Origin of the sequence: Nitrosomonas sp. (genome assembly GCA_016703745.1) — a bacterium.
GTDB lineage: Bacteria > Pseudomonadota > Gammaproteobacteria > Burkholderiales > Nitrosomonadaceae > Nitrosomonas.
On sequence record JADJBK010000006.1, the window covers coordinates 2,042,183 to 2,065,465 of the forward strand.

The window sequence follows — 23,283 nt, forward strand, 5'->3', positions numbered from 1 at the left end:
GTAAAAAATTAAGGAAGACAATATGATTGAACACACTTTGAATTACAGCAGAAATCCAGAACACAGCGAGTCCCCTCTACTGGAGCAGCCGATTTCTTCCGTCAGATCAATCAGTAGCGAAAGTCTATTGGCAAATGGCAATGAAGTATTCATCCACCATCAGGGTGAACGTTATCATCTCAAGTTGACGCGCAACAACAAATTAATACTGACAAAGTAATCCGAAATGAATTCTGATCTGATTTACAGATTGCAATCGTTAGCAGACGTATCACGTTTTCAACCATTACCGGTAGTTTTACTCTCTCCTCTTCCGGTAATGCCTTTGTGGCAAGCCAGCCCCCTCCCCCCGGGGACAAGCCAGCCTTTTTTTAGATTAAGGTGGTATGCCCATGAAATCGATCAACGTAAACCTGGAGTCAGTGGTTGCAAACAGACTCTTGCAATGCATGAATGCTGTCAATGCTTACCGAACAACAGCAACGCTTAGCCGGACAGAATTACGCTCCAGTCAGGGATTTGAAAAAATTGGGCTTTTTTTTCATCTCATGGAGGAGATTGGCAAGAGCTGTCTACGCATTCTCTCCGGAATTGCGGGCAGATTACTGATAACCAGACCCAGAAAAACCAATTTTGTCTGGTGCGGCCAGAAAATATCCTGGATCAAAAACAACACGCGCCCCCAACAAAACCAAAGGGGATCAGCACTTTCATCCAGAACTGGGCAACGGAAGCTGGCAGGGCAATCCATTCTTTTTATAGGTGGGCGCGCTGCGCTGTACCCACAGTATCGATCGTTGATTGAAGCGGCAGGCGGTCATCTCATCCTTTTCCGTAAAAGTGAGCCGGACACCGTGAATAACCTGATGGCCTGGTTAAACTGCGTCAATCAGGTCATTTGTCCGGCGGACTGCGTTCGCCATGAAGATTTTCTCATCGCGAGAACTTATTGCCAGCGTACCGGCAAACCCTGCATCATGCTGCAGCGCTCTGATATGAAAACGTTCACCCGGGCGGTCGGTTTCTTGTGCACGGACAGATCACTCACAACCGATAATACCGATAAAGACCAGATTGCTGCCTGATATACCGGGGAACGAGAGGGCGCAGCGGGATTAATGATTGCCTATCGGCAGAAAATGTGAGATTTTATCTTGCCTTGGGGCGTAACTTCGATAATTGATGGAGAGATCCGATGTTGAACAAAAATGTATTGAATGAAATTGGCGATAAAATAAACGAGATACTGACGAATAGTCCCGCCAAGGACGTGGAAAGAAATATGCGTACTATGTTGTCCGGCATATTTGCCCGGCTGGATCTGGTGACGCGCGAAGAATTTGAAGTGCAACAGGAAGTAACCAAACGCGCACGCATCAAGATCGGTGAACTCGAAGACCGTGTCAACCATCTGGAAAGCCTGTTACGTCAACAATCCACACCAGCAGAAAAAGAAACTGCAAGTCAATTACCTGAATAGCTTCCTCTGGTACGCACCCATCCTTCATAACAGTCCGTTCAGGCGTTGCCGGTAAACCCGTTGCTCGATGTCACTCGCTGTTCTGTATAGCCGCGCGCTCTCCGGCATGGAAGCTTCGCTGGTAACCGTGGAGGTTCATCTGGCCAATGGGTTGCCAGCCTTTACGATCGTCGGGCTGGCAGAAGCAGAAGTCCGGGAAAGCAAAGACCGGGTACGCGCTGCACTGCAAAACAGCCGTTTCAAATTTCCGGCACAACGCATCACTGTCAATCTCGCTCCGGCTGATTTACCCAAGGAAAGCGGGCGATTCGATTTGCCGATTGCGCTCGGCATTCTGGCCGCAACCGGGCAGATTCCGGCTGATGAACTGCATCGTTATGAATGGGCGGGAGAATTATCCCTGAATGGCGAATTGCGTCCGGTGCGCGGTGCGCTTGCCATGACTTACGGTGCGGCACGTTCAGGGCGCAGCTTTGTGCTGCCCACGCAGAATGCTGCCGAGGCTGCGCTGGTCAAGGAAGCAACCATTTATTCCGCCACTTCATTGCTCCAACTGTGCGCGCATCTGCAGGGCAGGGAGCCGCTGCATCCTTATCAAGCCACGATTGATGAACCCACTTCATCAGCAGGTAACACTTATCAGAATATAGGTGATGTCAAGGGACAGTCCCAAGCGAAACGTGCACTGGAAATTGCCGCTGCGGGTGGCCACAGTGTGCTGATGATGGGGCCACCCGGTACTGGAAAGTCAATGCTGGCACGCTGTATGCCTGGCATTCTGCCCTCTATGACCGAACAGGAAGCGCTTGAATCCGCCGCGATGCAATCGCTTGCCAACGGCAGCTTTGATCTCGTTAACTGGAAGCGTCGCCCCTTTCGCGCGCCGCATCATACAGCTTCAGCGGTGGCGCTGGTCGGTGGCAGCAGCATTCCGCGCCCCGGAGAAATTTCACTGGCGCTGCATGGCGTCCTGTTTCTGGATGAATTACCCGAATTCGACCGGCGCGTGCTGGAAGTGCTACGCGAGCCACTGGAGACCGGCATGATCACCATCTCACGCGCGGCGCAGCGCGCCAATTTTCCAGCACGGTTCCAGCTCGTGGCCGCGATGAACCCGTGTCCTTGCGGATATTCCGGACACCATGACGGCAAATGCCGCTGTACACCTGACCAGGTCGCCCGCTATCGTGGCAAAATTTCCGGGCCCCTGCTGGATCGTATCGACATCCAGATCGAAGTGCCCGCTTTGCCGCATCAGGAAATGCTGCGTCCAGGGCAAAGCGAATCGAGTACAGCCGTTCGCAGTCGAGTAGAAGCCGCCCGGCAGCGCCAGCTCGCCCGGCAGGGTACCCACAATGCGGAACTGACGGTACAACAGATCGAAGAATGCTGCCCGCTGGACAAAACAAGTAACGCGCTGCTGGAACGCGCCATGGCGCAGCTTGATATTTCAGCCCGGGCATATCATCGCATTCTCAAACTGGCCCGAACCATTGCTGACCTGGCCGAAAACCAGGTCATTCTCACCAACCACATAGCAGAAGCCATTCAATATCGGCGCCTGAATCGATGAATACTCACGGATGCGATAACATTCCGTTCCAAAGCTTCTTTATCCACCTTCTTTTGTTGCTCTTTTATCCAGATGACAGAACAGAAAACACCTCTCACTCCTGAGCTCATCAGTGATCCGGGAGAAGTCCCGTTACGCATTCATTCGCGCGTAACCGAAGAGATTGCTGAAATGTCCCTGCTGAAGCGATCGTTGCTATTTGCTGAACTCTCCATGATCGCCTACAACGATGAGAATGAAGCGCAACGCGCGGTAAACACAATTGGTTTTCCGATCAGCATCCACTTTGATTATGACGGCGCCCAGGGATTTTATTTTGAGAATGATCGGGATGCGGTTGTCGTCTGCCGTGGCACGGAACCCAACGAATGGAACGATATCCATGCCGATGTCAATGTGGCCACAGTATTGGCCGAGACGGCGGGACGCGTACATCGCGGTTTCCGCCAGGAAGTCGATGATCTGTGGCCGTCCATGGAAAAGCATCTGCACGGGCTGAACAAGACACTCTGGTTTACTGGCCACTCGTTGGGAGCGGCAATGGCCACCATCTGCGCCTATCGTTGCCATGTCTCCAGTGAATGCGCCAAACCCCGCGAATTATTCACCTACGGCTGCCCCCGGGTGGGTGACAGGCATTACATCAATTTTGTACCCCTCAACCACTACCGCTGGGTCAACAATAATGACATCGTTACCCGGGTACCGCCAGTGTGGATGGGCTATCGTCACGGCGGCATCGAAATGTACCTGAATCGCAATGGTATGCTGCGCACACTCAACTATGCAGCCAAACGACTGGATCGCTGGCATGGGTTCCTGCGTGGATTGCGACAATTACAAATAGATCATTTTTCGGATCACAGCATTCACGAGTATGTCAAAAATATTGTGAGCGTCGTTGCAAGGGAGGAGGGCGAGCGCTAGCTGTTTCATTGGCATACACCTTCAACTCTTCCAGAAATTGAAAATATATCTGTAGCACCTGAGCAAAGCATATGCCAAAGTTTGAACATATTGGGCTGACCCAACGAAGATATTACATTTTTCATCCCACATTATGCGGTAGTATCCCTGTTTCAATTTCGGATGGGGAAATTTATTCTTCTCGATATGACGTTAACCATCCGCTCTCCGGAATTAAGGCAGTTGTATCAGCATCGCTGGATGCCCAATTTAAAAATCCCCCTTTTTTACGGTATCTGGGGCGCGCTCGGTGCCATTGCCTGGCACTCGGATTACTGGGTGTTGACCTGGCTGTGCTATCTGGCAATGGGTTATATGCAGATGGGGATTGTTACTTTCATGCATGACTGCACGCACAACACCTTATTCAAATCACGCTGGAAAAACCAGGTATTTGGTGTTTTCGCAATGATTCCACTCATCATTTCATTTACCGCTTTTAAGGAAGATCATCTGCAGCATCACCGTCATAACCGCACTCCTAAAGACCCGGATGCATTCACGATGGGAAAACGCGGGATTGGAGATTTCATTCTTTTTTATGCCTACGCATTTTTTGGTGTGTTTTTAACTGCAATTCAATTTACTTTAATTTTTCCGTTGCAGGCCCTGCGTGGCAGAAAAGCATTATTTCACTGGCTTGAAATAACACTGCACGTCGCAGTGATGTGGGGCCTGTTTCATTGGGCAGCCTCGCAGGGTATGGCAGATCAGGTACTTGCCCTATGGTTCTGGCCACTCATCTTTTTCGGTTTTTTTAACAGCATTCGTTTTATTGCGGAACATTATGGCTGCCCATGGGATGCTGGGCCACTGGTTGGAACCAGGACAATTATCAGCAACCAGGCAAATGCATTCTTCTGGAATAACATCAATTATCATATCGGCCACCATGCCTACCCCGGCGTGCCATGGTACAACCTCAAAAAACTGCATGTGTTGATGCTGCCGGAAATTGAGCGCAGTGGTGCGCTGATTGGTCATAGCTATTTTGCGATTTTTTTTAATGCACTCAGGCGCGGCCCTGAGATCCAGGAAGCTTAAGCAGCATTACCTATCTGGCTGTGGGTCAAGCACATCTCCGGCATTGGTGGATTTGCCGCTGTCGCTAAAGTGGAAAAGGCTATGGCTTGACTGGCCGGGTGTTCTGATTAATACTGCCCCGATAATGTTCAATCGCAAGCAGATACTGTTACTGTTGATAATGCTCTGGCTCCCGGTGGAGGGAACCATGGCTGCGGTTATTTCATTATGCGCAAATCTGAGGGCGCTGGAATCAGCAGAACGATTGCTCAAGCAGGGTATAACGGTTTCGGTCAATAACCAGTACTCTTTATTAAAATGTGGCCAGGATGGATCTTCCTCCGGGAGAGCTGATCTGACTACAGATGTCGATGTAATGCTGCACGTTCAGGATAGCCACAATCCACCGCAGCACACTGCAATCAATGACGAATCGTCAAATTTTCAATGCAATGACCTGCTTTGCAAAATCAGCTACGTGGCACTGGTATTCAGCAGTGTTGTTTCCGTATCGCAAAACGATCAGGCCAATATTGTATTCCCGGCTACAGAATTTACCTCACACGTTCCTAAGCAGTCATACCGCCCGCCAATAGTCTGACAATTTTTGGCCGGATATTCAATTCAGCCCCGGTTTGCCGGATGAGATGAATGCCTGCTGTTAAACCGGATGCCCAGTTTCCTGGCGTTTAACCTTTGGATCGCGCTTCGTTTTATCCCGATAATACGCAAAATATCATTCCGTATATTTTCTTCGGAGGTCGCTGTGTTCGTATTCTCCTGCAGCATCATAAATAATTTTATTTTTTCTGGAATCTATCTGCAATTTCACTTTCTGGTCTGTCGCAGGAAAATACAAAATAACGCACTCGGTTTCATTGAGTGCATTGTTATCGCAGATAAGATCAATCCTGGCCATGTCAAACAGGAGCTGCCATGATTGCTCGCGCTACTGCTCTGGCGGCATTAACCGCGATACTTGTTCCGATGTGCGCGTATGGTGAAAGCGATAGGCGAGATGCCATAACTTCGGCATGGGCAGCGTCTGAATCAGAAATGACTATTTCCCTGGCTGATGAAGGTAGTTATGGTTACCGTGGCCTGGCGGCATTGATCACCGAGGCACTTGAAAACAATCCCGAAATTCTTGCCGCACAGCGGGAATATGCCGCCGCCCGCCAACGCATCGCGCCTGCGGCGGCACTCGACGATCCCATACTGGAGGCAGGGGTGATCAACGCCCCCTTGGCATCCTCACCATTCAATCGCGAGGATATGACCATGAAAATGATTGGCCTGTCGCAGCGTTTTCCTTTTCCGGGAAAATTGGGGCTGCGCAAGGGGGTTGCCAGCAAGGATGCGGAAGCGATCGATTACGGTTATCAGGAAACAATAAATCGCGTAGTGCGCGATCTCAAGGTAGCTTATTTCGACCTGGGGCTGACACTCGAAATAACCAGACTGGTCGAGAAGAACAAATTGATTCTGGAAGATTTTACCCACCTGGCGGTGGATCACTACGCAGCGGGAATGGGTAATCAGGTTGATGCCTTCAGGGCGCAGACTGAAGTATCCAGAATTCAGGATGACCTTTTCCGGCTGGCACGCGAACGGCCTGTGCTCGAAGCCGGGATCATTCGCACGCTTGGCCGCAGCACTTACAATAACACTGGGGTGCTGATCCTGGAACCGTTGTACATGCGCGAAGCTTCCCTGAACCTGGAGTCATTGCGGGAGAAGGCGCTGATGCAGCGTCCGCAATTACTGGCATTGCAAAGCCTGGTGGCGCGCAACAAAAAAGTGCTGGAATTGGCGCATAAAGAATACTACCCCGATTTCGACGTGCGTTTGTCGTATGGGCAACGTGACAACATGCTGGACGGTAGTCGCCGCCCCGACATGGTCACGATGACTGTGGCGATTAATTTACCCGTATGGCGCAGCAATAAAATAGAACCCCATATTGCGGAATCACAGGCGCGGCACTACCAGGCATTGGATTTATATCAGGCGCAAAGTAACGAGATTGCCGCGCAATTGCGTCAACAGGTGGCTACGGCTGAGCAAAATCTCAAATCGGTTCGGTTGTATCGGACAACTATTCTGCCCCAGGCCAGGCTGACGGTTGAATCGGCACTGGCTGCCTACAAGGTGAATCGGGTTGATTTTCTGACACTGCTTGATAGCCAGATGGCAGTATTCAATTTCGAAATCAAGCGAATGACGGCAATCGCCAATTACAACAAGGCACTCGCGGAAATCGATCTGCTTACCGGTAAATCTGCTCATGAATCTTCCTATCAACCCTGACCAGGAGTCTGCTATGAAGCCCGTTAACATGATCGCCATGATTGCGCTGATCATATTGTCACTCGCAGCAGGCTATTGGTGGGGCAGTAAGCAATCTGGCCCGGCAGTGCATAATGCGCTCGGCGTAACAGCGGCAAAAGAAAGGAAGATACTTTATTACCGCAACCCGATGGGAATGCCGGATACCTCATCCGTGCCCAGGAAAGATCCGATGGGGATGGACTATATCCCTGTCTATGAGGGTGAGGAACTGTCGTCCGATGATTCCACGATAACGATCAGTACCGAAAAAATCCAGAAGCTGGGAGTACGCACCGAAACAGCCGCATTGCGCCAGCTTGTTCGTACTGTCAGGGCAGTAGCAACTATCCAGCCAGATGAGCGCAGGTTGCATACCCTGGCGACCAGATTCGAAGGGTGGATTCAAAAACTCCATGTGAATGCCACTGGCCAGACAGTTGAAAAGGGACAGGCACTGATGGATGTTTACAGCCCGGAGCTGATCGCGGCACAGCATGAATATCTTATTGCCATGAAAGGCCTGCGTATGGTTTTCGACAGTGACTGGAATGTTCAGCTGGAAATGCAAAGACTGGTTGAAAGTACTTTGCAGCGATTGCGCAACTGGGATATTTCGAAAATAGAATTGCAGCAGTTGCAACGTGAAGGTGCTGCCAGAGACTATATAACGCTGCGCTCCAAGGCAAATGGTGTCGTGCTGGAGAAACCATCCTTGGAAGGAAAACGTTTCGCGCCGGGAGATGTGCTCTATCAGATTGCCGATTTATCCAGCGTATGGGTGTTGGCGGATGTATTCGAACAGGATCTGGGTATGATTCATTCTGGTCAGAAAGCAACTATCCGGATTGATGCCTATCCTGACACCGTATTCAACGGTGAGGTTGATTTCATTTACCCTATGATTACGCCCGAAACCCGTACCGCCATCGTGCGCATCAAACTATCCAACGAGCAGGGGTTACTCAAGCCCGCCATGTACGCGCGCGTTGAGCTTGCCTCTTTTCATACTAATGATAAGGTGCTGACCATTTCCGATTCGGCAGTGCTTGATTCAGGCGTGCGGCAATTAGTGTTGGTTGATCTTGGCGAAGGCCGATATGAGCCGCGTACGGTCAAACTCGGCATGCATGCTGATGGCTATGTCGAGGTGCTGGGAGGGCTGGAAGCAGGGGAGGCAGTAGTAGTCAAAGCAAATTTCCTGATCGATGCGGAAAGCAACCTCAAGGCCGCGCTGAGTGGTTTTGGTCATTACCCTTCAGGTGAGAAACCACGCACTGAAGCCGTTACGGAGAACGAGGAAGCGCAATTCCAAAGGCATCAAGGCGAGGGCAATATTGAGGCGATTGATTTTACCCATGCAATGCTCACGCTGGCGCATGGTCCGATCGCCAGTCTCAATTGGCCTGCGATGTTGATGGATTTTCGGGTAAATGATCCCGCATTGCTTCGTTCATTGAAGCCTGGCCAGCAGGTGGCTTTTGAAGTCATCGAGCAAACAGTCGGGGAATATGTCATTGTCGCCATTCAGCCTGTGGATGCCAATGCTGTCACCAGCCAACACGGAGCACACTGAGATGGTTGGCAATATCATCGAGTGGTCGGTGCGTCACGTTTTTCTGATATTACTGGCGACGTTCACTATTGCTGCCTGGGGTGCTTATGCAGTGTGGAAAACACCGGTCGATGCCATTCCTGATTTATCTGATGTGCAGGTTATCGTCTATACCGAATATCCCGGACAAGCGCCGCAGGTAGTGGAGGATCAGATTACCTATCCACTGACCACGGCCATGCTGAGTGTGCCAAAATCGAAAGTCGTGCGCGGTTTATCGGTTTTTGGGGTGTCGTTTATCTATGTTATTTTTGAAGAGGGCACCGACATCTATTGGGCGCGTTCCAGGGTGCTGGAATACCTGAGCTTTGCCGCCAACCAGTTGCCCAAGGATGTGAGACCTGCGCTCGGTCCCGACGCGACCGGAGTTGGCTGGGTTTATCAATATGCCGTTACCGCCAAAGAGCATACGCTGGATGAGTTACGCAGCCTTCAGGACTGGTTCTTACGCTATCAATTGGTTGCGGCGGAGGGTGTCTCGGAAGTGGCCAGTGTGGGTGGGTTCGAGAAAACCTACCAGATCACAGTTGATCCCCGCCGGTTACAAGCCTATGGCATCCCTCTCAAAACGGTGATCGATGTGGTCGCTCAGAGTAATCGCGATGTAGGCGGACGGGTAATCGAGCTGACCGAAACTGAGTACATGGTGCGCGGTAGAGGCTATCTGCGCAGTATCAGCGACCTGCAGCACCTGGTCGTCAAGGCGCATGAAGGCAAACCGGTGTTGCTGCGCGATGTCGCCCGCGTTGAGCTGGCACCTGCTGAGCGCCGGGGCATCACTGAACTCAATGGTGAAGGTGAGGCTGTGTCGGGAATTGCCATTGCGCGTTATGGCGAGAATGCGCTCGACGTTATTCGTAACATCGAGACAAAAATCGATGAACTTAAACCAGGTCTGCCAGAAGGCATCACGATTGAGCCGATCTATGACCGTTCCGAACTGATCGAGCGCGCCATCGCAACGCTGAGCGAAGTGTTGATCGAGCAAGTGATCATCGTGGCGCTGGTGAGTGCTATTTTCCTCATGCATGTGCGCAGCGCCCTGGTGGCGATCATTATGCTGCCGATCGGTGTGCTCATCGCTTTCATCGTCATGTTTCATCTGGGTATCAATTCCAATATCATGAGCCTGGCGGGCATTGCGCTCGCCATTGCCGAAATGACCGATGCCACTGTCGTCATGATGGAAAATGCGCATAAACATCTTGCGCGGCTTGATCCGCAGGCACCTGCCGCAGCGCGTATGAACGCCATTATTACTGCCTGCCAGGAAGTCGGCCCAACGCTGTTCTTCAGCCTGCTGATCATCACGGCATCATTTTTGCCGATTTTCACGCTGGAGGACCAGGAAGGGCGTCTGTTTCAGCCGCTCGCCTTAACCAAGACCTTTGCCATGGCCGGCGCTGCGTTGCTTTCCATTACCTTGGTGCCGGCGCTGATGTTGCTGCTGATCCGCGGACGTATTCCGCGTGAGCAAGATAATCCGCTAGGCCGACTCTTGATCAGAATCTACCAGCCCATTATCCCGTGGGTGATCAAATGGAAAAAAAGCATTCTGGTGGTTGCTATCGCGGTGTTGGGATTGACCGTTTATCCGGCTCTCAGACTCGGCACCGAATTCATGCCACCACTCAATGAAGGCACGTTGCTTTATATGCCCGTCACCTTGCCGGGTATTTCGGTCACCAAAGCCGCAGAAACCCTGCAGACGCAGAACAAAATCATCAAGAGCTTTCCGGAGGTAGCCTCGGTATTCGGCAAGGCTGGGCGCGCCAATACCGCTACCGACCCGGCGCCGCTGGAAATGACCGAAACCATCATCAACCTGAAACCGGAAAGCGAATGGCGCCCGGGGATGACCCTCGACAAACTGATCGCTGAACTGGATCAGGCGCTGCAAATACCCGGTTTCAGTAACGCCTGGACTATGCCGATCAAGAACAGGACTGACATGCTGGCAACCGGCATTCGGACACCAGTCGGTATCAAGGTATTCGGCAACGATCTGAATGAAATAGAAAAATTAGGTAAACAGATCGAGATGGCTGTCAAAACCGTGCCAGGTACCAGCAGCATTTACGCGGAACGAACCACTGGCGGCTATTACCTCGATATTGAGCCCGATCGCATGGCGCTGGCCCGTTATGGGCTGGCAGTTGGTGATTTGCTGGAAGTCATTTCGGCCGCGCTGGGTGCGGAGACGATTACCACCACAGTGGAAGGCCGCGAGCGCTATGGGGTGACTGTGCGCTATCCGCGCGAACTGCGCAGCGACCCGCAAGCCATTGCCACGCAGGTACTGGTCTCTACCATGGGCGGGGCGATGATTCCCCTCGGCCAGCTTGCGCAAATCAAACTGGTGCAGGGCGCACCAGCCATTCGTACCGAAAATGCGCTGTTGTCCGCCTATATTTTCGTTGATATCCGTGAGCGTGATATTGGCGGCTATATCGCGGACGCACAGCAGGCCGTTCTTGAGCAGGTGCAGTTTCCACCCGGCTACTATGTCGCCTGGAGTGGCCAGTTTGAGTATATGCAGCGCGCAACCGAAAAATTGAAAGTGGTGGTGCCGCTTACGCTGCTGATTGTATTTGTGCTGATCTATTTAAACTTCAACCGTCTGACCGAAACTTTGATCGTGATGCTGTCGGTGCCTTTCTCTGTAGTCGGCGGTATCTGGCTGATGTATTGGCTCGGTTACAACATGAGTATCGCGGCAGCCGTGGGTTTCATCGGTTTAACCGGAATCGCAGCGGAAACCGGCATGGTGATGCTGGCCTTTCTCGATCAAGCGTTCAAATCCGTTACCAGTAAACGTCATGCCGCTGGCGAGAAAGTCACGGTAGACGATCTGTATGCCGCAGTGGCACAAGGCGCAGTAACGCGGATACGCGCAGTGATGATGACTATTGCGGGCAGCATCCTGGGCTTGCTGCCGGTTATGCTGAGTACGGGTACGGGTTCAGAGATCACGCGACGTATTGCGGCTCCGATGGTCGGTGGCATGGTCTCGACCACGATACTGACGTTGATTATTTTTCCGGCTATTTATGTGCTGGTGAAAGAGATTTCGATTGACACCACTCAAAAGAAAAACGCAGCAACTACCCGTTGGTGGTGATAAGGCTGGTGCTGGATGCCATTCCGCTTTACCCCAATAACACGCAAAATTTAATTCCGATTGCCGGACAGAAAAGATACGTAGTTACTTTTTCTATTCGTTCAGCTTCTATTCAGTTTGCTTTCGCTATATTGGTTGCCAAGACAGAAACTTTTTTCTGTCGTCTAACTTGAAAAAGGAGAAACACCATGAAAACTAATCATTCTCTATTCATTGGTAACCGTCCAGCGCTCCCATCTATCTTTCCTGCTGTTTAAGTGATTGAATGAACGCTGGTGTAAGCGGCAGCAATTCATCGATGCGGTTATTGGGCCAGGTGGGTAGTTTGGCGAGGGTGTCTGCAAGCCATGCGGCGGGATCGAGTTTGTTGAGTTGCGCGGTACCGAACAAGGTTTGAATGGCAGCGGCGCATTGACCGGCACGTTCCGATCCGGTGAATAGCCAATTCTTTTTGCCGATTGCGATCGGGCGGATGGTGTTCTCCACCGGGTTGTTGTCGATCGGAAGAAAGCCGGTTTGTGCGTAGCGGATGAGGCTTGGCCAGCGTCTGAGGGTATAGTCGAGTGCTTTGGCGGAGCCGCCGCCATTTGCGGTCTGGCTACGGGTTTGCATCAGCCAGGCATGCAGTGCGGGCAGGCTTTTGTCTGCCCGCAGGTAGCCAAACGTCTTCGGAATCAATTTGGAGTCGGGCCGCAAACGGCTGCGATACTTATTGCTGTAGCAGGAGTTAATCCTTAACGCTTAAGGAACGTTTGTTTTTCAGAGGGTCCTAAAGAAAGATCAGCCTTATTTTAAAAAGTTACGTTGCGTTGTAAGGAAACCCATTTACCTTCGACCAACTTGCAGGAATGAGGATATTTTTGAGCCGAATTCTTGTTTGTTTGAGTCGGTATTGCTGGCTGTTTGTTTCATCCCGTAACTTAACTTTAGGAAAACTGATAATGAAAAAACGTCAAAAACTTTTGACCTCTTCCGTACTAGCCAGTTTGATGGCAATTTCCATGAGTACACCAACATTTGCCGAGAGTAATCCGTGCGCGCCAAAAGCGAAAGCACAGCATCAGCGTGATATGAAAAATCCCTGCGCCGGCAAAAATCCTTGTGCTGGTAAAAATCCATGTGCGGCCATGAACCCGTGTAGCGCCAAGAATCCTTGTGCAGCCAAGAATCCCTGCGCCGCTAAAAATCCATGTGCAGCAAAAAAATATTAATTTTTGCAAACAATTCCCCGCGCTTGTAGCGGGGTGTTGCATTTAATACATGGGTCGCAATATAAGAACTTCACTATAACGCAAGGAAAATGATGAAAACTAAAATTCAACCCTTAAGAGCAACCGTTATTTCTGCTTTGTTTGGCACCGTAATCGGGTTACCTTTAACATTAAGTGGCTGTGTCATGGCAACCTGCAAACCGTGTGCGCCACGCGCTGGCAAACGTAATCCATGCAACCCTTGCGCGGCAAGAAATCCCTGTGCAGCCATGAATCCATGCGCAGCCAGTAATCCCTGTGCTGCGGGTGACAGAGTAGATCCTAATACGGTAACCCGACCCAAGGGAACAAAGCCCTATCAAGGAGAACAGGTGGCTTTATTAAGTGAAGGCAAAGCGCTGTGGAACAGTAAAGCAATCAGCCGCAATAATTCCGTGTCCTGTTCAAGTTGCCACCAAAATGGCACAACAATGCTGCAACCCGATTTTGCCAAACCTTACCCACACTTTGTGCAAATGGTTGCAGACAACAACGGTATGAAATCAATTACGCTGGAAGAAATGGTTCAGTTTTGTATGATCAAACCCATGCAGAGTAAGCCATTTGCCTGGGATTCACGGCAACTTGCCGCATTAACGGCATATACAGCAATGTTGCAGAAAGAATTCAAACCGGTAGGTAACGCAGTTAACCCATGCGCCGCCAGGAATCCTTGTGCGCCAAAAAACCCATGCAGCATGAGAAATCCGTGTGCTGTCAGATCCTATTAGCTAACATGCCAGGGGGGGGTTACATTACGGTGCATTACGGCGACAGGCATTACGGCGACAGTTTACTAAACATACTAACGATGCCATATCGCCAGCATGGCACGTTTATCTCGTATTGTAATTCCCGGCTATCCGCATCATGTGTAACCGTCCAACGCTCCCATCTACGCAATCACAATTTTCTGGATTATTCTCCTCTGCATTACCTTACAGGAGGATAAGCCATGGCATTACAGGATGATAAGCAAAAGCATATCAGCAACTGGCAGGCGAGCGGTTTGTCGCAGGCAGCCTATTGTCGGGCGCGGGGGTTGAATGCGAAGACGTTTGGGAATTGGTTGCGCGCTCACCGGCGTGGGCGCGATGATATCAAGCTGCCAGCCTTGATTCCGGTTACGATCAAGCCGACAGCGGCGTCAGTGGAAGTATTGCAGCTTCGCTGTCGCGGTACGCATGTTCTGGAATTACCACTGAGCGTTTCCCCGCGATGGTTGGGAGAGTTGCTGTCATGTCTGGGTTGATTGCGCACGCGGGTAAGATCTGGCTGGCGGTCGATCCGGTGGATATGCGTCGCGGCATGGATGGCTTATCGATGATTGTGCGGCAGGTATTGGGTCACCCGCCCTGCGCGGGTTCGGCGTTCATATTCTGCAATCGCGCGGGCAATCGCATCAAGGTCTTGCTGTGGGATGGCACGGGGGTGTGGTTATGTCAGCGCCGCCTGCATCAGGGGCGGTTTGTCTGGCCGAGGCAGGATGCGGCGTGTGTCGAGTTAGCGCTATCGCAGTGGGAATGGCTGATTGCCGGCGTAGACTGGCAGCGTTTATCGGCGCTGCCACAATGGCATTTTCAGGTGTAGAAAATATGTAATAGTTGTTTATTAACAGTCGGTTGATTGCGAATTCATGGTATAATTCACCTCATGAATTCACTGGCGCAACTAGATCAACTTAACCTCGATACGGCCACCAAACAACAGGTGGTCAACCTGGTTCAGGCATTTCAGTTTGATCTGACCCAGCAAACACAGCAGATGGTTTATGCGCTGGAACTCAAGATTCAGGCGCTCACCCTGGAATTGGCGCATCTGCGCCGTATCCGATTTGGCAGGAAAAATGAAGCGTTGTCTGCCTTGTCACCCAGGCAGCTTTCTTTGTTTGAAGAATCGGCGCTGACCGATATCACGGCCATTGAGGCTGAAATCGAACAGATCAACAGCACACCACCCCCCAATACCACCAAAGTGCCGCGTACCCGCGCCGGTCGTCAGCCGCTGCCAGATCACCTGCCGCGCATCATCGTCTTCGACTATCAAGCCGGCCGTAGCGGTCAGCATGCGCGGCACTTTCTGCAAAATTGGCAAGGACACCTGATGGTCGATGACTATGCTGGGTATAAAGCACTTTTTTCCACAGCCACATCGCCTTGCGTCGAATTGGCGTGCTGGGCGCATGCGCGACGCAAATTCTTTGACCTGCACCAGGCCAATGCCAGCACGATGGCATTGGCAGCGATACAGCGCATCAGCGTCTTATACGCAATCGAAGCAGAAGGCAAAGACCTGAGCATCGAAGATCGCCTGCAACTGCGGGCAGACAGAAGCCTGCCCGCACTGCATGCATTGCATGACTGGCTGATGCAAACCCGTAGCCAGACCGCAAATGGCGGCGGCTCCGCCAAAGCACTCGACTATACCCTCAGACGCTGGCCAAGCCTCATCCGCTACGCACAAACCGGCTTTCTTCCGATCGACAACAACCCGGTGGAGAACACCATCCGCCCGATCGCAATCGGTAAAAAGAATTGGCTATTCACCGGATCGGAACGTGCCGGTCAACGCGCCGCTGCCATTCAAACCTTGTTCGGTACCGCGCAACTCAACAAACTCGATCCCGCCGCATGGCTTGCAGACACCCTCGCCAGACTACCCACCTGGCCCAATAACCGCATCGATGAATTGCTGCCACTTACACCAGCGTTCATTCAATCACTTAAACAGCAGGAAAGATAGATGGGAGCGCTGGACGGTTACAGCATGGCACGTTTATCTCGTATTGTAATTCCCGGCTATCCGCATCATGTGACACAACGTGGCAGTTGTTACGCTTGAACATTCTCTGAGGATGGTGACTACGAGCTTTATGAGGTAGTGCTGGGAGAAGCAGTCCGAAGGACCCAAATACAAATGCCCACCTGTGAGTGACAGGGCATTTATGGCAAGGGCGGTTTGGTTGAACCCGGTTATCGTGACTTTGTAACCTTTTTTGCGCAGGAAGAGGATACCGAGGCATTCAAAAGACTTCACCAGTCGAAAACAACCGGACAACTTTTGGGTTCAGAGGATTGAATCGAAAAGTTAACGGCAATAACTGGTCGTGAACTTAAGGTGAAGAAATACGGTCCCCAGAAAAGCAGAGGGGGTTAAGTATGTTTAGTAAACTGCCACCATAATTTCTAATTTTAATTTGTAATTTGAATTTGGTAATTTGTAATTTTCATAATTTCCAGATAGAAACAGTAATAATTAGAAATCTATTTCAACCCCCATTACATCAGCGAATCGGTTAAATGCGATGAATAGCTCCATCGTTCCTAATGCCTCCAGTATTTCAGATTCTTCGATCCCGAGATCAACTAATTCTTTGTGATCAGCATTGCCCATACTGTGCCAATCAAGATTGGCTTTACGGGCAAACTTCACCAGCGCGGCTTCCTTATCGGTAAAATCATCAGAGAATACACCTTGAAACATCGCGGTAATTTCCGGTTCACTTGTTTTCATGCCGCGTAGTGCTGCACTATGCGCTGCGACACAGTAATTGCACTTATTATCATAGGAAATTACTGATGCAATAGCCTCCTTTACTTTGCGTCGCAATTTGCCTTGAAGCATTATTGCTTTGAATTTCTCCCAATTGGCTGCAAGTAATGAAGGGTGTTCGGCGTAGGCTTTGAAAACGTTGGGAACATGACCTCCAAAAGTTTTTCCAATTTCAATCAATATAGCTGAAGAATTGAGTGTTTTTTCTGTGGCAGTCTGTAGCATTTATTAATTCTCCCCATTCATTATCATTTCTGGCCACTATCTTTGTATGCACTGATCCAACCTTCACTTCAGTCCGATATTTTCTTAATGAAATCACTAACCATTTTGCTTATTCTTCAGAGCGCTGGCGATTCGTTGCCTTGCTTCATCCGCTAACTGAAAGTCAAGATTAGGTTTAGATCGATTTGAGGCTTTACGTAAAAAGTGAAGTTGCCGCGCAAAATTAGTGCAGCTCCGGCATAAAATCAGGTGCATCTTTAGCACCATGTTTTTCCACACGGGTAATTTCTCATCCATTGATCGAGAGGCCAACTGGCTGGCTTGTTTACAATTCAACATTTAATTTATCCACTATTAGTCTATCCAGTTAATCTTTAAACACTTAATCAAGGACAACCGGGCACGATGCATAATTACCCAAACATTGGTCGGGCTGAGTGCAAAATCCTTACAGATATCCTCATTACTCATTCCATGAATTTCTTTAGCAAGAAATACTTCCGCTTGCCTGGGTTTTAATCCGGATAAACATTGCTGAAAAATTTTCCAGAATTCTTTTTGTTGAAAAGCTGACTCCGGGTTAGGAAAAGCATCTGGTTTTTCAATCCATCGGCCATTGACTCTAAAAAAATTATCCAGATTGTCTCCCTCATCCTGATCGATCAGATCGCCAATGCCGACTTCACGCCCCTGTCTTCGAAATTGATCAACCAGTTTGTGTTTAAGTATGCCGATCAGCCAGGTCCGAATCGTTGATTGATTGGAAAAAGTATTTTTGGCAGTTATCGCTGCAAGCAGCGTCTCTTGAACCAGGTCTTCTGCAAGATGTGTATCCTTTACTCTTAAAAGTGCATAGCTGAATAGATAATCACCATGCTCCTCTAGCCATGTTTGAATATTTAAGTCATTATTCCCTTCAATCATAAAGAAACTTATCAAGAAAAGTTGCAGCAGCTAGCTTCAGCTTGCCTGGGTGGACATACCACGGTTCCATAGGAACAGAAGACGCAGCAGTCACCCAGCTTCGGTTTTAATAGTGTGTTGCAGCTTGTGCATTCATAAAAATATAAACAGGCATCAGTGGGCATAGTTTCTTGTTTAATGAAACCGCAATACGGGCAAGCCAAATCTGATTCAAGTATGATTGTTTTCATAAATTGCTCATAAAATATGGGATGCTCAACAATCACCGCCATAGATATTTGCCACTTTAATCAATCGGCAATACCATGCAGCACACGTAATTCTTGAATCATCTGGCGTTCATCGCCTTTCCAGATGCCATGATTTCCAATATAGATATCTGCTAATACACTGCGCCCCATAACGCGGCGAATAAAATTAAGGATAGTGTCTGTGACGCAGTCTGGATTATCCGTAGCTGGAAAATGCCCCGCTCTTGGAATGTAAGTAATTTGTACATCATCTGTCCCTAATACATGAGCAAACCGCTGCGTTTGTGCTGCTGGCATCATGTTGTCATACTCACCCCACATGATCAGTGTCGGAACGGTAATGTTCTGGTATTGCACACCATGGGGATTGGATTGCGAATGATATGGCAGTAGCAGAGATGGACTTAGAATAGCTGCGCGATCTGACAGCACGCGCAAATTATGGATTTTTAGTCGCATGGTTGTTGATCTGGCGACATCGGTAACACCATCATTCTTTCCATTGCGTTCGTAGTCCACATCAACATAAGGAAAAGTCAGGTAACGCAGATTATATTGATTGTATTTGGAAGGATCGTACACCATCGACTTTAGAATCTGTACTAATGTCTGATCAAATGCTGCGAATAGCATTGCAAATTGCGCATCACCTTCGGGTGTATTGGGAATTTCTGAGGCTCTGCCGATAGCCTGTATTTCATTCACCGGGTAACCATCGAAGGCGATAGGATCCATCTGTACCAGCGCATTCAAACGATCGTTATGCTTGGCGGCATAGTGCGAAGCAATACCACTTCCCCAGTCATCGGCAATGAAAATAAATTGTCGCCCCGGATATTCTTGCTGCATCAATTTCTCAATGTAATCGACATCATTAATCCAATGCCACATCGTATTAGGGGATGAATTATCTTTGCGGCCATATAGGCGTGGTTTGGAACTTTCACCCATTCCCAGCATGTCGATAGAAATCGTTTCGCAAAAACGCGACACCTGTCCCTGTACTTCCTCCCATTGGGAGCGATTGGTTGGAACACCATGCAAAAATAGAACCAACGGGCCTTTACTGCCCATTTTAGTCCATGCAATTTCGAAATCATCCGACCAATCAGTTTCAGCACTATGTGCGTCACCCATTTGTAGCAAACCCTCAATCGGCGCCTTGAAACGGAATACACCATACTTAGGAATTGCTTTAGGACGGTAGATAGACAAATCGGGGGTAGTACCTGCTGCCCGCAAAGGTGGTCGGCTTAGTGCACTATAAAAACTGTAATCTTCTGAACTTCCGGAAACTGAATTCATCTTGTTATCCTCTATTAATTGATTCGATTGGCACTGAGGGTGTCTGATGATGCATATCATCATTGATTATCAATAATGATCATTGATACCCTTGCCTACAATTTGACTCATGCTACAATAAAAGTCAATAGTCTTATCAATACAAGCAAACTGCTTGAAATAACTATGGAGGATGGAATTGAGAATCATAAAAAAGGTCGCAGACCTGAAGATTCTATTGAGATAAATAGAAATCGTTTGGGGAGGGCATGTACGTGAGCAACAATGAAAGTGCAGCTGAGTCGTTTCTAAACATTAAGCAGGCAGCTAAAATTTTAAACGCCAGTGAAATATCGTTAAGACGCTGGAGTGATGCGGGCAAGCTGCCTTGCTTGCGCTTAGGAGTCAAGCGTGAGAGGAGATATCGCTTAACTGATCTCCTGGCTTATCTTGAGCAGGATCAAGCATCGGTAAATATTGCTGCATTTGGGCGCGCTGTCAATCGAATCGCTCACATTGATCTTGAAGGTATCGCAATTAATTATGGCAGTCATTTATGCGCGTTTTATGATACAGACTTGGGGAGGCTTAAATTAGCGTTGCCATTTTTGCTCGGTGGTGTTCAATCCGGCAATCGTTGTTTTCTGGTTGCCACCAAGGAAATTCAGGCCATTATCATTAATGAACTGCGTGATGTCAGGCCCTGCATTGATCAAGATATTCAAGATGCCCATCTTGTTATAACGGATGGCATGTCGAATGGTACGGAGCTATATACTTTTCTTGAGAATGCTTTTCTAGATGCAAACAAACAGGGTATTCAAGGCTTGCGAGTACTTGGTGATATGGCGTGGACTTTACAGAAAGGCATGGGGATTATAGAGTTAAACAATTTTGAAAATCGATACAATCAGGGACTTGGACACCGATTTCCTGTTGTCAGTTTATGTCAGTATGATGCCAGATTATTTTCTGGTACTGCAATATTGGGGGCTCTCAAGTGTCATGACGATACCTTCCGTTATCCTTTGACTCATTTTCTGGGTAATTGAGTCTGAATGACTGTCAACTATCCTCTTAATTGCCGCACCCCTGTAGAAATTCAGATCAGCATGTGCTGTAGTTTTTATTAATTATCTGTATTATTACAGTCAGTTGAGACTGACAAAACATAAACAGACTCAGATGGCGAGAAAACAATTAATATCGGCTTGAGGTTACCGCGCCGACCCTGGCAACCTCTGCGCGCGGAAAAGAATCACAACTGAGCTGCGGTCATCTTTCCAACTTGCTAAACTTATCAGTAACCTTTGCCCACTCATCGGCATCTGGCAAAGCGTCAATTTTTTCGGTAAGCGTATTCCAGATTTTAGATAATTCCGCATTAAGTGCGACAAAATGGCGTTGATTATCTGGAACGTCATCTTCGGCGTAGATCGCCTCAACCGGACACTCTGCTACGCATAAGGTACAATCAATGCATTCATCAGGATCAATCGCCAGGAAATTAGGGCCTTCATGGAAGCAATCGACTGGGCAAACATCGACGCAATCAGTGTATTTGCATTTGATACAACTTTCAGTCACTACATAAGTCATGATGATATTCCTCGTCTGGCGTCATTCTTAAAAGAATCACCGATTCTATCAGAACCCGGCAATGCCTGTCACTGCCTAGATCACCGGTCGCGCACAAAACCAATCAACTTACAAAGGGATAAAGGTATTGGTGATTCAGATTTTTTAATTAGATGCCTGGAATTTATCTTTTTTGGGCGAACAGGATACAGACAATGAAACTCTCCTCATGGAATGTCAACTCACTCAAGGTTCGTTTACCGCAAGTGATCGATTGGCTCAGACTAAATCAACCAGATGTACTGTGTCTGCAGGAAACCAAATTGCAGGATGAGTATTTTCCAGCAGATGAAATTGCAGAGGCTGGCTATCACGCAATCTTCAGCGGACAAAAAACCTACAATGGTGTCGCGTTATTGAGCAAGGACAATACTTGCACTGATTTTTGTACCGTATTACCCGGACTGGATGATCCACAGAAACGAATAATTGCAGCAACTTACAATGATATTCGTGTAATTTGTGTTTACGTACCCAATGGCGAGCGTGTGGACTCTGATAAATACCTCTACAAAATGAAATGGTTGAAGGCACTCACCAGTTTTTTGCAAGAGGAGCGAAAACATCACTCAAATATCGTCTTGTTGGGAGATTTCAATATCGCACCGGCAGACAGCGATGTTTATGATCCACCGGCATGGGAGGAAAAAGTGTTGTGCAGCATGCCCGAACGGGAAGCCTTCCAACAATTATTGGCAACGGGGCTGAGCGACAGTTTCCGCCTTTTCACGCAGCCTCCCGGAACCTATACCTGGTGGGATTACCGCATGATGGGTTTTCGTCGCAACCATGGGTTACGCATCGATCACATACTAATCAGCACCGCAATGGTGCCAGCCTGCACAGGTTGTTGGGTAGATATCGCACCTAGAAAGCTAGAAAGACCATCTGATCACGCACCGATTACAGTGGAACTTTCATTCTAGATTCAAGCTATCCGAAAGACGTTAACGCATTAACTCTGTTAGTTTTTTGTAAGAACATCTTTATTAGCACTCCAGTGCAAGGAGTGCTAAAATTTGCACTGGGACTTTAATTCAGAGATGGGAGATAAACCATGAATGAAGCTTATGCAATGCCGATTGCGGTTAATGGAAGCCTGGAAAATTACATTCAGGCAGCGAATGCTTATCCAATTTTGTCTCGAGAGGACGAGTGTTCACTAGCAAAACGCCTGCGTGATGAAGGGGATGTAACCGCCGCCCATCAGTTGGTACTATCACACTTGCGCGCAGTAATCGCTGTTGCGCGCGGCTATCTGGGTTATGGACTACCACAGGCCGATCTTATCCAGGAAGGCACGATTGGTCTGATGAAAGCTGTTCGGCGTTTCGATCCTGAACGCGGCGTTCGATTGATCACGTTTGCCACACATTGGATTAAGGCCGAAATCCATGAATTCATCATACGTAACTGGCGCTTGGTCAAAATTGCCACGACCAAGCATCAACGCAAGCTTTTCTTCAATCTGCGCAGCATGAAAAAAGGACTAGACGCCATGAATCATACGGAGATCTCTGCCATGGCAAAAGAACTGGGCGTCACAATCAAAGAAGTAGTTGAGATGGAAACCCGTTTCAGTGGCCGCGATATCTCCCTGGAACCCTTGTCGGAAGATGAAGATGAGTTCACCAGCCCTATTCATTACCTGACTGATGGCGATGATCCCTCTCAAACGCTGGAAAACTCCGAGTTCGAAGGAGTTAATCACAAACTACTGCAACAATCACTTGAGAGCCTGGATGCGCGTAGTCGTCGCATTTTAGAGGCGCGCTGGCTGCAGGATGACACAAAAACACTGCATGAACTGGCAAGTGAACTGGGAATATCTGCCGAGCGTGTTCGCCAGCTTGAGAGTAAGGCAATGGCCAAAATGCGGAATATAATCACTCCAGCGATATAAAGTACATTTACACACTCGGGCAAAATCGGGGTAGCGGCAAGAATGCGGGTTACCAGACCGCATTCTTGCCCCTCCGTAATTAGTTCAACAAACCACAACTACATGCCACACCCCTGTCGCGCCCCTATTAAACCTTTAGTTCTGATACCT

22 protein-coding genes and 2 pseudogenes are annotated in these 23,283 nt (G+C 49.0%); 18 read left to right on the forward strand and 6 right to left on the reverse strand.

The genetic code is table 11. From position 1 onward, the window contains the following. Positions 1 to 22 precede the first annotated feature (22 nt). From IPG31_10775 to IPG31_10820, 10 genes are all read left to right on the forward strand, one after another. Positions 23 to 220 (forward strand): hemin uptake protein HemP, encoded by a 198-nt coding sequence (locus IPG31_10775; GenBank protein MBK6618810.1) that lies wholly within the window; start codon positions 23 to 25, stop codon positions 218 to 220. A gap of 172 nt (positions 221 to 392) precedes the next feature. After that, positions 393 to 1,085: a DUF2325 domain-containing protein gene (locus tag IPG31_10780; protein MBK6618811.1), complete on the forward strand. Its 693-nt coding sequence runs from the start codon at positions 393 to 395 to the stop codon at positions 1,083 to 1,085. A gap of 110 nt (positions 1,086 to 1,195) precedes the next feature. Further along, the gene (locus tag IPG31_10785; GenBank protein ID MBK6618812.1) at positions 1,196 to 1,480 is read left to right on the forward strand and encodes an accessory factor UbiK family protein; all 285 of its coding nucleotides are present in this window, start codon (positions 1,196 to 1,198) and stop codon (positions 1,478 to 1,480) included. A gap of 67 nt (positions 1,481 to 1,547) precedes the next feature. Further along, on the forward strand, positions 1,548 to 3,053 hold the full coding sequence (locus IPG31_10790) for a YifB family Mg chelatase-like AAA ATPase (protein ID MBK6618813.1): 1,506 nt from the start codon (positions 1,548 to 1,550) through the stop codon (positions 3,051 to 3,053). A 72-nt stretch (positions 3,054 to 3,125) separates the two neighbouring features. Further along, the gene (locus IPG31_10795; protein MBK6618814.1) at positions 3,126 to 3,980 is read left to right on the forward strand and encodes a lipase family protein; all 855 of its coding nucleotides are present in this window, start codon (positions 3,126 to 3,128) and stop codon (positions 3,978 to 3,980) included. A 162-nt stretch (positions 3,981 to 4,142) separates the two neighbouring features. Then, complete coding sequence (locus tag IPG31_10800; protein ID MBK6618815.1) at positions 4,143 to 5,063, forward strand: fatty acid desaturase; 921 nt, start codon at positions 4,143 to 4,145, stop codon at positions 5,061 to 5,063. 187 nt (positions 5,064 to 5,250) lie between these two features. Continuing rightward, positions 5,251 to 5,643 (forward strand): hypothetical protein, encoded by a 393-nt coding sequence (locus IPG31_10805; protein MBK6618816.1) that lies wholly within the window; start codon positions 5,251 to 5,253, stop codon positions 5,641 to 5,643. A gap of 386 nt (positions 5,644 to 6,029) precedes the next feature. Beyond that, the gene (locus tag IPG31_10810; GenBank protein MBK6618817.1) at positions 6,030 to 7,352 is read left to right on the forward strand and encodes a TolC family protein; all 1,323 of its coding nucleotides are present in this window, start codon (positions 6,030 to 6,032) and stop codon (positions 7,350 to 7,352) included. A gap of 13 nt (positions 7,353 to 7,365) precedes the next feature. Next, positions 7,366 to 8,946, forward strand: a complete 1,581-nt coding sequence (locus tag IPG31_10815; GenBank protein ID MBK6618818.1) for an efflux RND transporter periplasmic adaptor subunit — start codon at positions 7,366 to 7,368, stop codon at positions 8,944 to 8,946. A gap of 1 nt (position 8,947) precedes the next feature. After that, positions 8,948 to 12,106, forward strand: a complete 3,159-nt coding sequence (locus IPG31_10820) for an efflux RND transporter permease subunit (GenBank protein ID MBK6618819.1) — start codon at positions 8,948 to 8,950, stop codon at positions 12,104 to 12,106. A gap of 237 nt (positions 12,107 to 12,343) precedes the next feature. Here IPG31_10820 and IPG31_10825 read toward each other — a convergent pair. After that, positions 12,344 to 12,760: pseudogene (locus IPG31_10825) on the reverse strand (transposase). A 419-nt stretch (positions 12,761 to 13,179) separates the two neighbouring features. On the opposite strand from IPG31_10825, the pseudogene IPG31_10830 reads away from it, so the two are divergent. Then, positions 13,180 to 13,317: pseudogene (locus IPG31_10830) on the forward strand (thioredoxin family protein). A 106-nt stretch (positions 13,318 to 13,423) separates the two neighbouring features. Here IPG31_10830 and IPG31_10835 read toward each other — a convergent pair. Then, complete coding sequence (locus IPG31_10835; GenBank protein ID MBK6618820.1) at positions 13,424 to 13,660, reverse strand: hypothetical protein; 237 nt, start codon at positions 13,658 to 13,660, stop codon at positions 13,424 to 13,426. A 28-nt stretch (positions 13,661 to 13,688) separates the two neighbouring features. Between IPG31_10835 and IPG31_10840 the strand changes: the two genes are divergently transcribed. The 4 genes from IPG31_10840 to IPG31_10855 all read left to right on the forward strand — a co-directional run bounded on the left by IPG31_10840 (position 13,689) and on the right by IPG31_10855 (position 16,098). Continuing rightward, complete coding sequence (locus IPG31_10840; protein ID MBK6618821.1) at positions 13,689 to 14,087, forward strand: hypothetical protein; 399 nt, start codon at positions 13,689 to 13,691, stop codon at positions 14,085 to 14,087. Positions 14,088 to 14,311: 224 nt separating this feature from the next. Further along, the gene (locus IPG31_10845) at positions 14,312 to 14,608 is read left to right on the forward strand and encodes an IS66 family insertion sequence element accessory protein TnpB (GenBank protein ID MBK6618822.1); all 297 of its coding nucleotides are present in this window, start codon (positions 14,312 to 14,314) and stop codon (positions 14,606 to 14,608) included. Then, positions 14,596 to 14,946, forward strand: a complete 351-nt coding sequence (gene tnpB / locus IPG31_10850; protein MBK6618823.1) for an IS66 family insertion sequence element accessory protein TnpB — start codon at positions 14,596 to 14,598, stop codon at positions 14,944 to 14,946. The genes IPG31_10845 and tnpB overlap by 13 nt, the downstream gene beginning before the upstream one ends. Before the next feature lie 63 nt (positions 14,947 to 15,009). Further along, positions 15,010 to 16,098, forward strand: coding sequence for an IS66 family transposase (locus IPG31_10855; protein ID MBK6618824.1), 1,089 nt, complete (start codon positions 15,010 to 15,012; stop codon positions 16,096 to 16,098). A gap of 513 nt (positions 16,099 to 16,611) precedes the next feature. Here the strand turns inward: IPG31_10855 and IPG31_10860 are convergent. The 3 genes from IPG31_10860 to IPG31_10870 form a co-directional block, all read right to left on the reverse strand. Next, positions 16,612 to 17,133: a peroxidase-related enzyme gene (locus IPG31_10860; GenBank protein MBK6618825.1), complete on the reverse strand. Its 522-nt coding sequence runs from the start codon at positions 17,131 to 17,133 to the stop codon at positions 16,612 to 16,614. 354 nt (positions 17,134 to 17,487) lie between these two features. Further along, positions 17,488 to 18,057 carry a sigma-70 family RNA polymerase sigma factor gene (locus tag IPG31_10865; protein ID MBK6618826.1) on the reverse strand — a complete coding sequence of 190 codons (570 nt, stop codon included), beginning with the start codon at positions 18,055 to 18,057 and terminating at the stop codon, positions 17,488 to 17,490. Positions 18,058 to 18,347: 290 nt separating this feature from the next. Further along, positions 18,348 to 19,613: an alpha/beta hydrolase gene (locus tag IPG31_10870; protein MBK6618827.1), complete on the reverse strand. Its 1,266-nt coding sequence runs from the start codon at positions 19,611 to 19,613 to the stop codon at positions 18,348 to 18,350. Positions 19,614 to 19,867: 254 nt separating this feature from the next. Here IPG31_10870 and IPG31_10875 point away from each other — a divergent pair, with 254 nt between their 5' ends. Next, the gene (locus IPG31_10875; GenBank protein MBK6618828.1) at positions 19,868 to 20,644 is read left to right on the forward strand and encodes an MEDS domain-containing protein; all 777 of its coding nucleotides are present in this window, start codon (positions 19,868 to 19,870) and stop codon (positions 20,642 to 20,644) included. A 223-nt stretch (positions 20,645 to 20,867) separates the two neighbouring features. Here the strand turns inward: IPG31_10875 and IPG31_10880 are convergent, their stop codons facing one another. Further along, entirely contained in the window at positions 20,868 to 21,191 is a 324-nt protein-coding gene (locus tag IPG31_10880) for a ferredoxin family protein (protein ID MBK6618829.1), read from the reverse strand. A gap of 194 nt (positions 21,192 to 21,385) precedes the next feature. Here IPG31_10880 and xth point away from each other — a divergent pair, with 194 nt between their 5' ends. Then, positions 21,386 to 22,156: an exodeoxyribonuclease III gene (gene xth / locus IPG31_10885; GenBank protein MBK6618830.1), complete on the forward strand. Its 771-nt coding sequence runs from the start codon at positions 21,386 to 21,388 to the stop codon at positions 22,154 to 22,156. A 131-nt stretch (positions 22,157 to 22,287) separates the two neighbouring features. Further along, positions 22,288 to 23,133 carry an RNA polymerase sigma factor RpoH gene (gene rpoH, locus IPG31_10890; protein MBK6618831.1) on the forward strand — a complete coding sequence of 282 codons (846 nt, stop codon included), beginning with the start codon at positions 22,288 to 22,290 and terminating at the stop codon, positions 23,131 to 23,133. Positions 23,134 to 23,283: the final 150 nt, after the last annotated feature.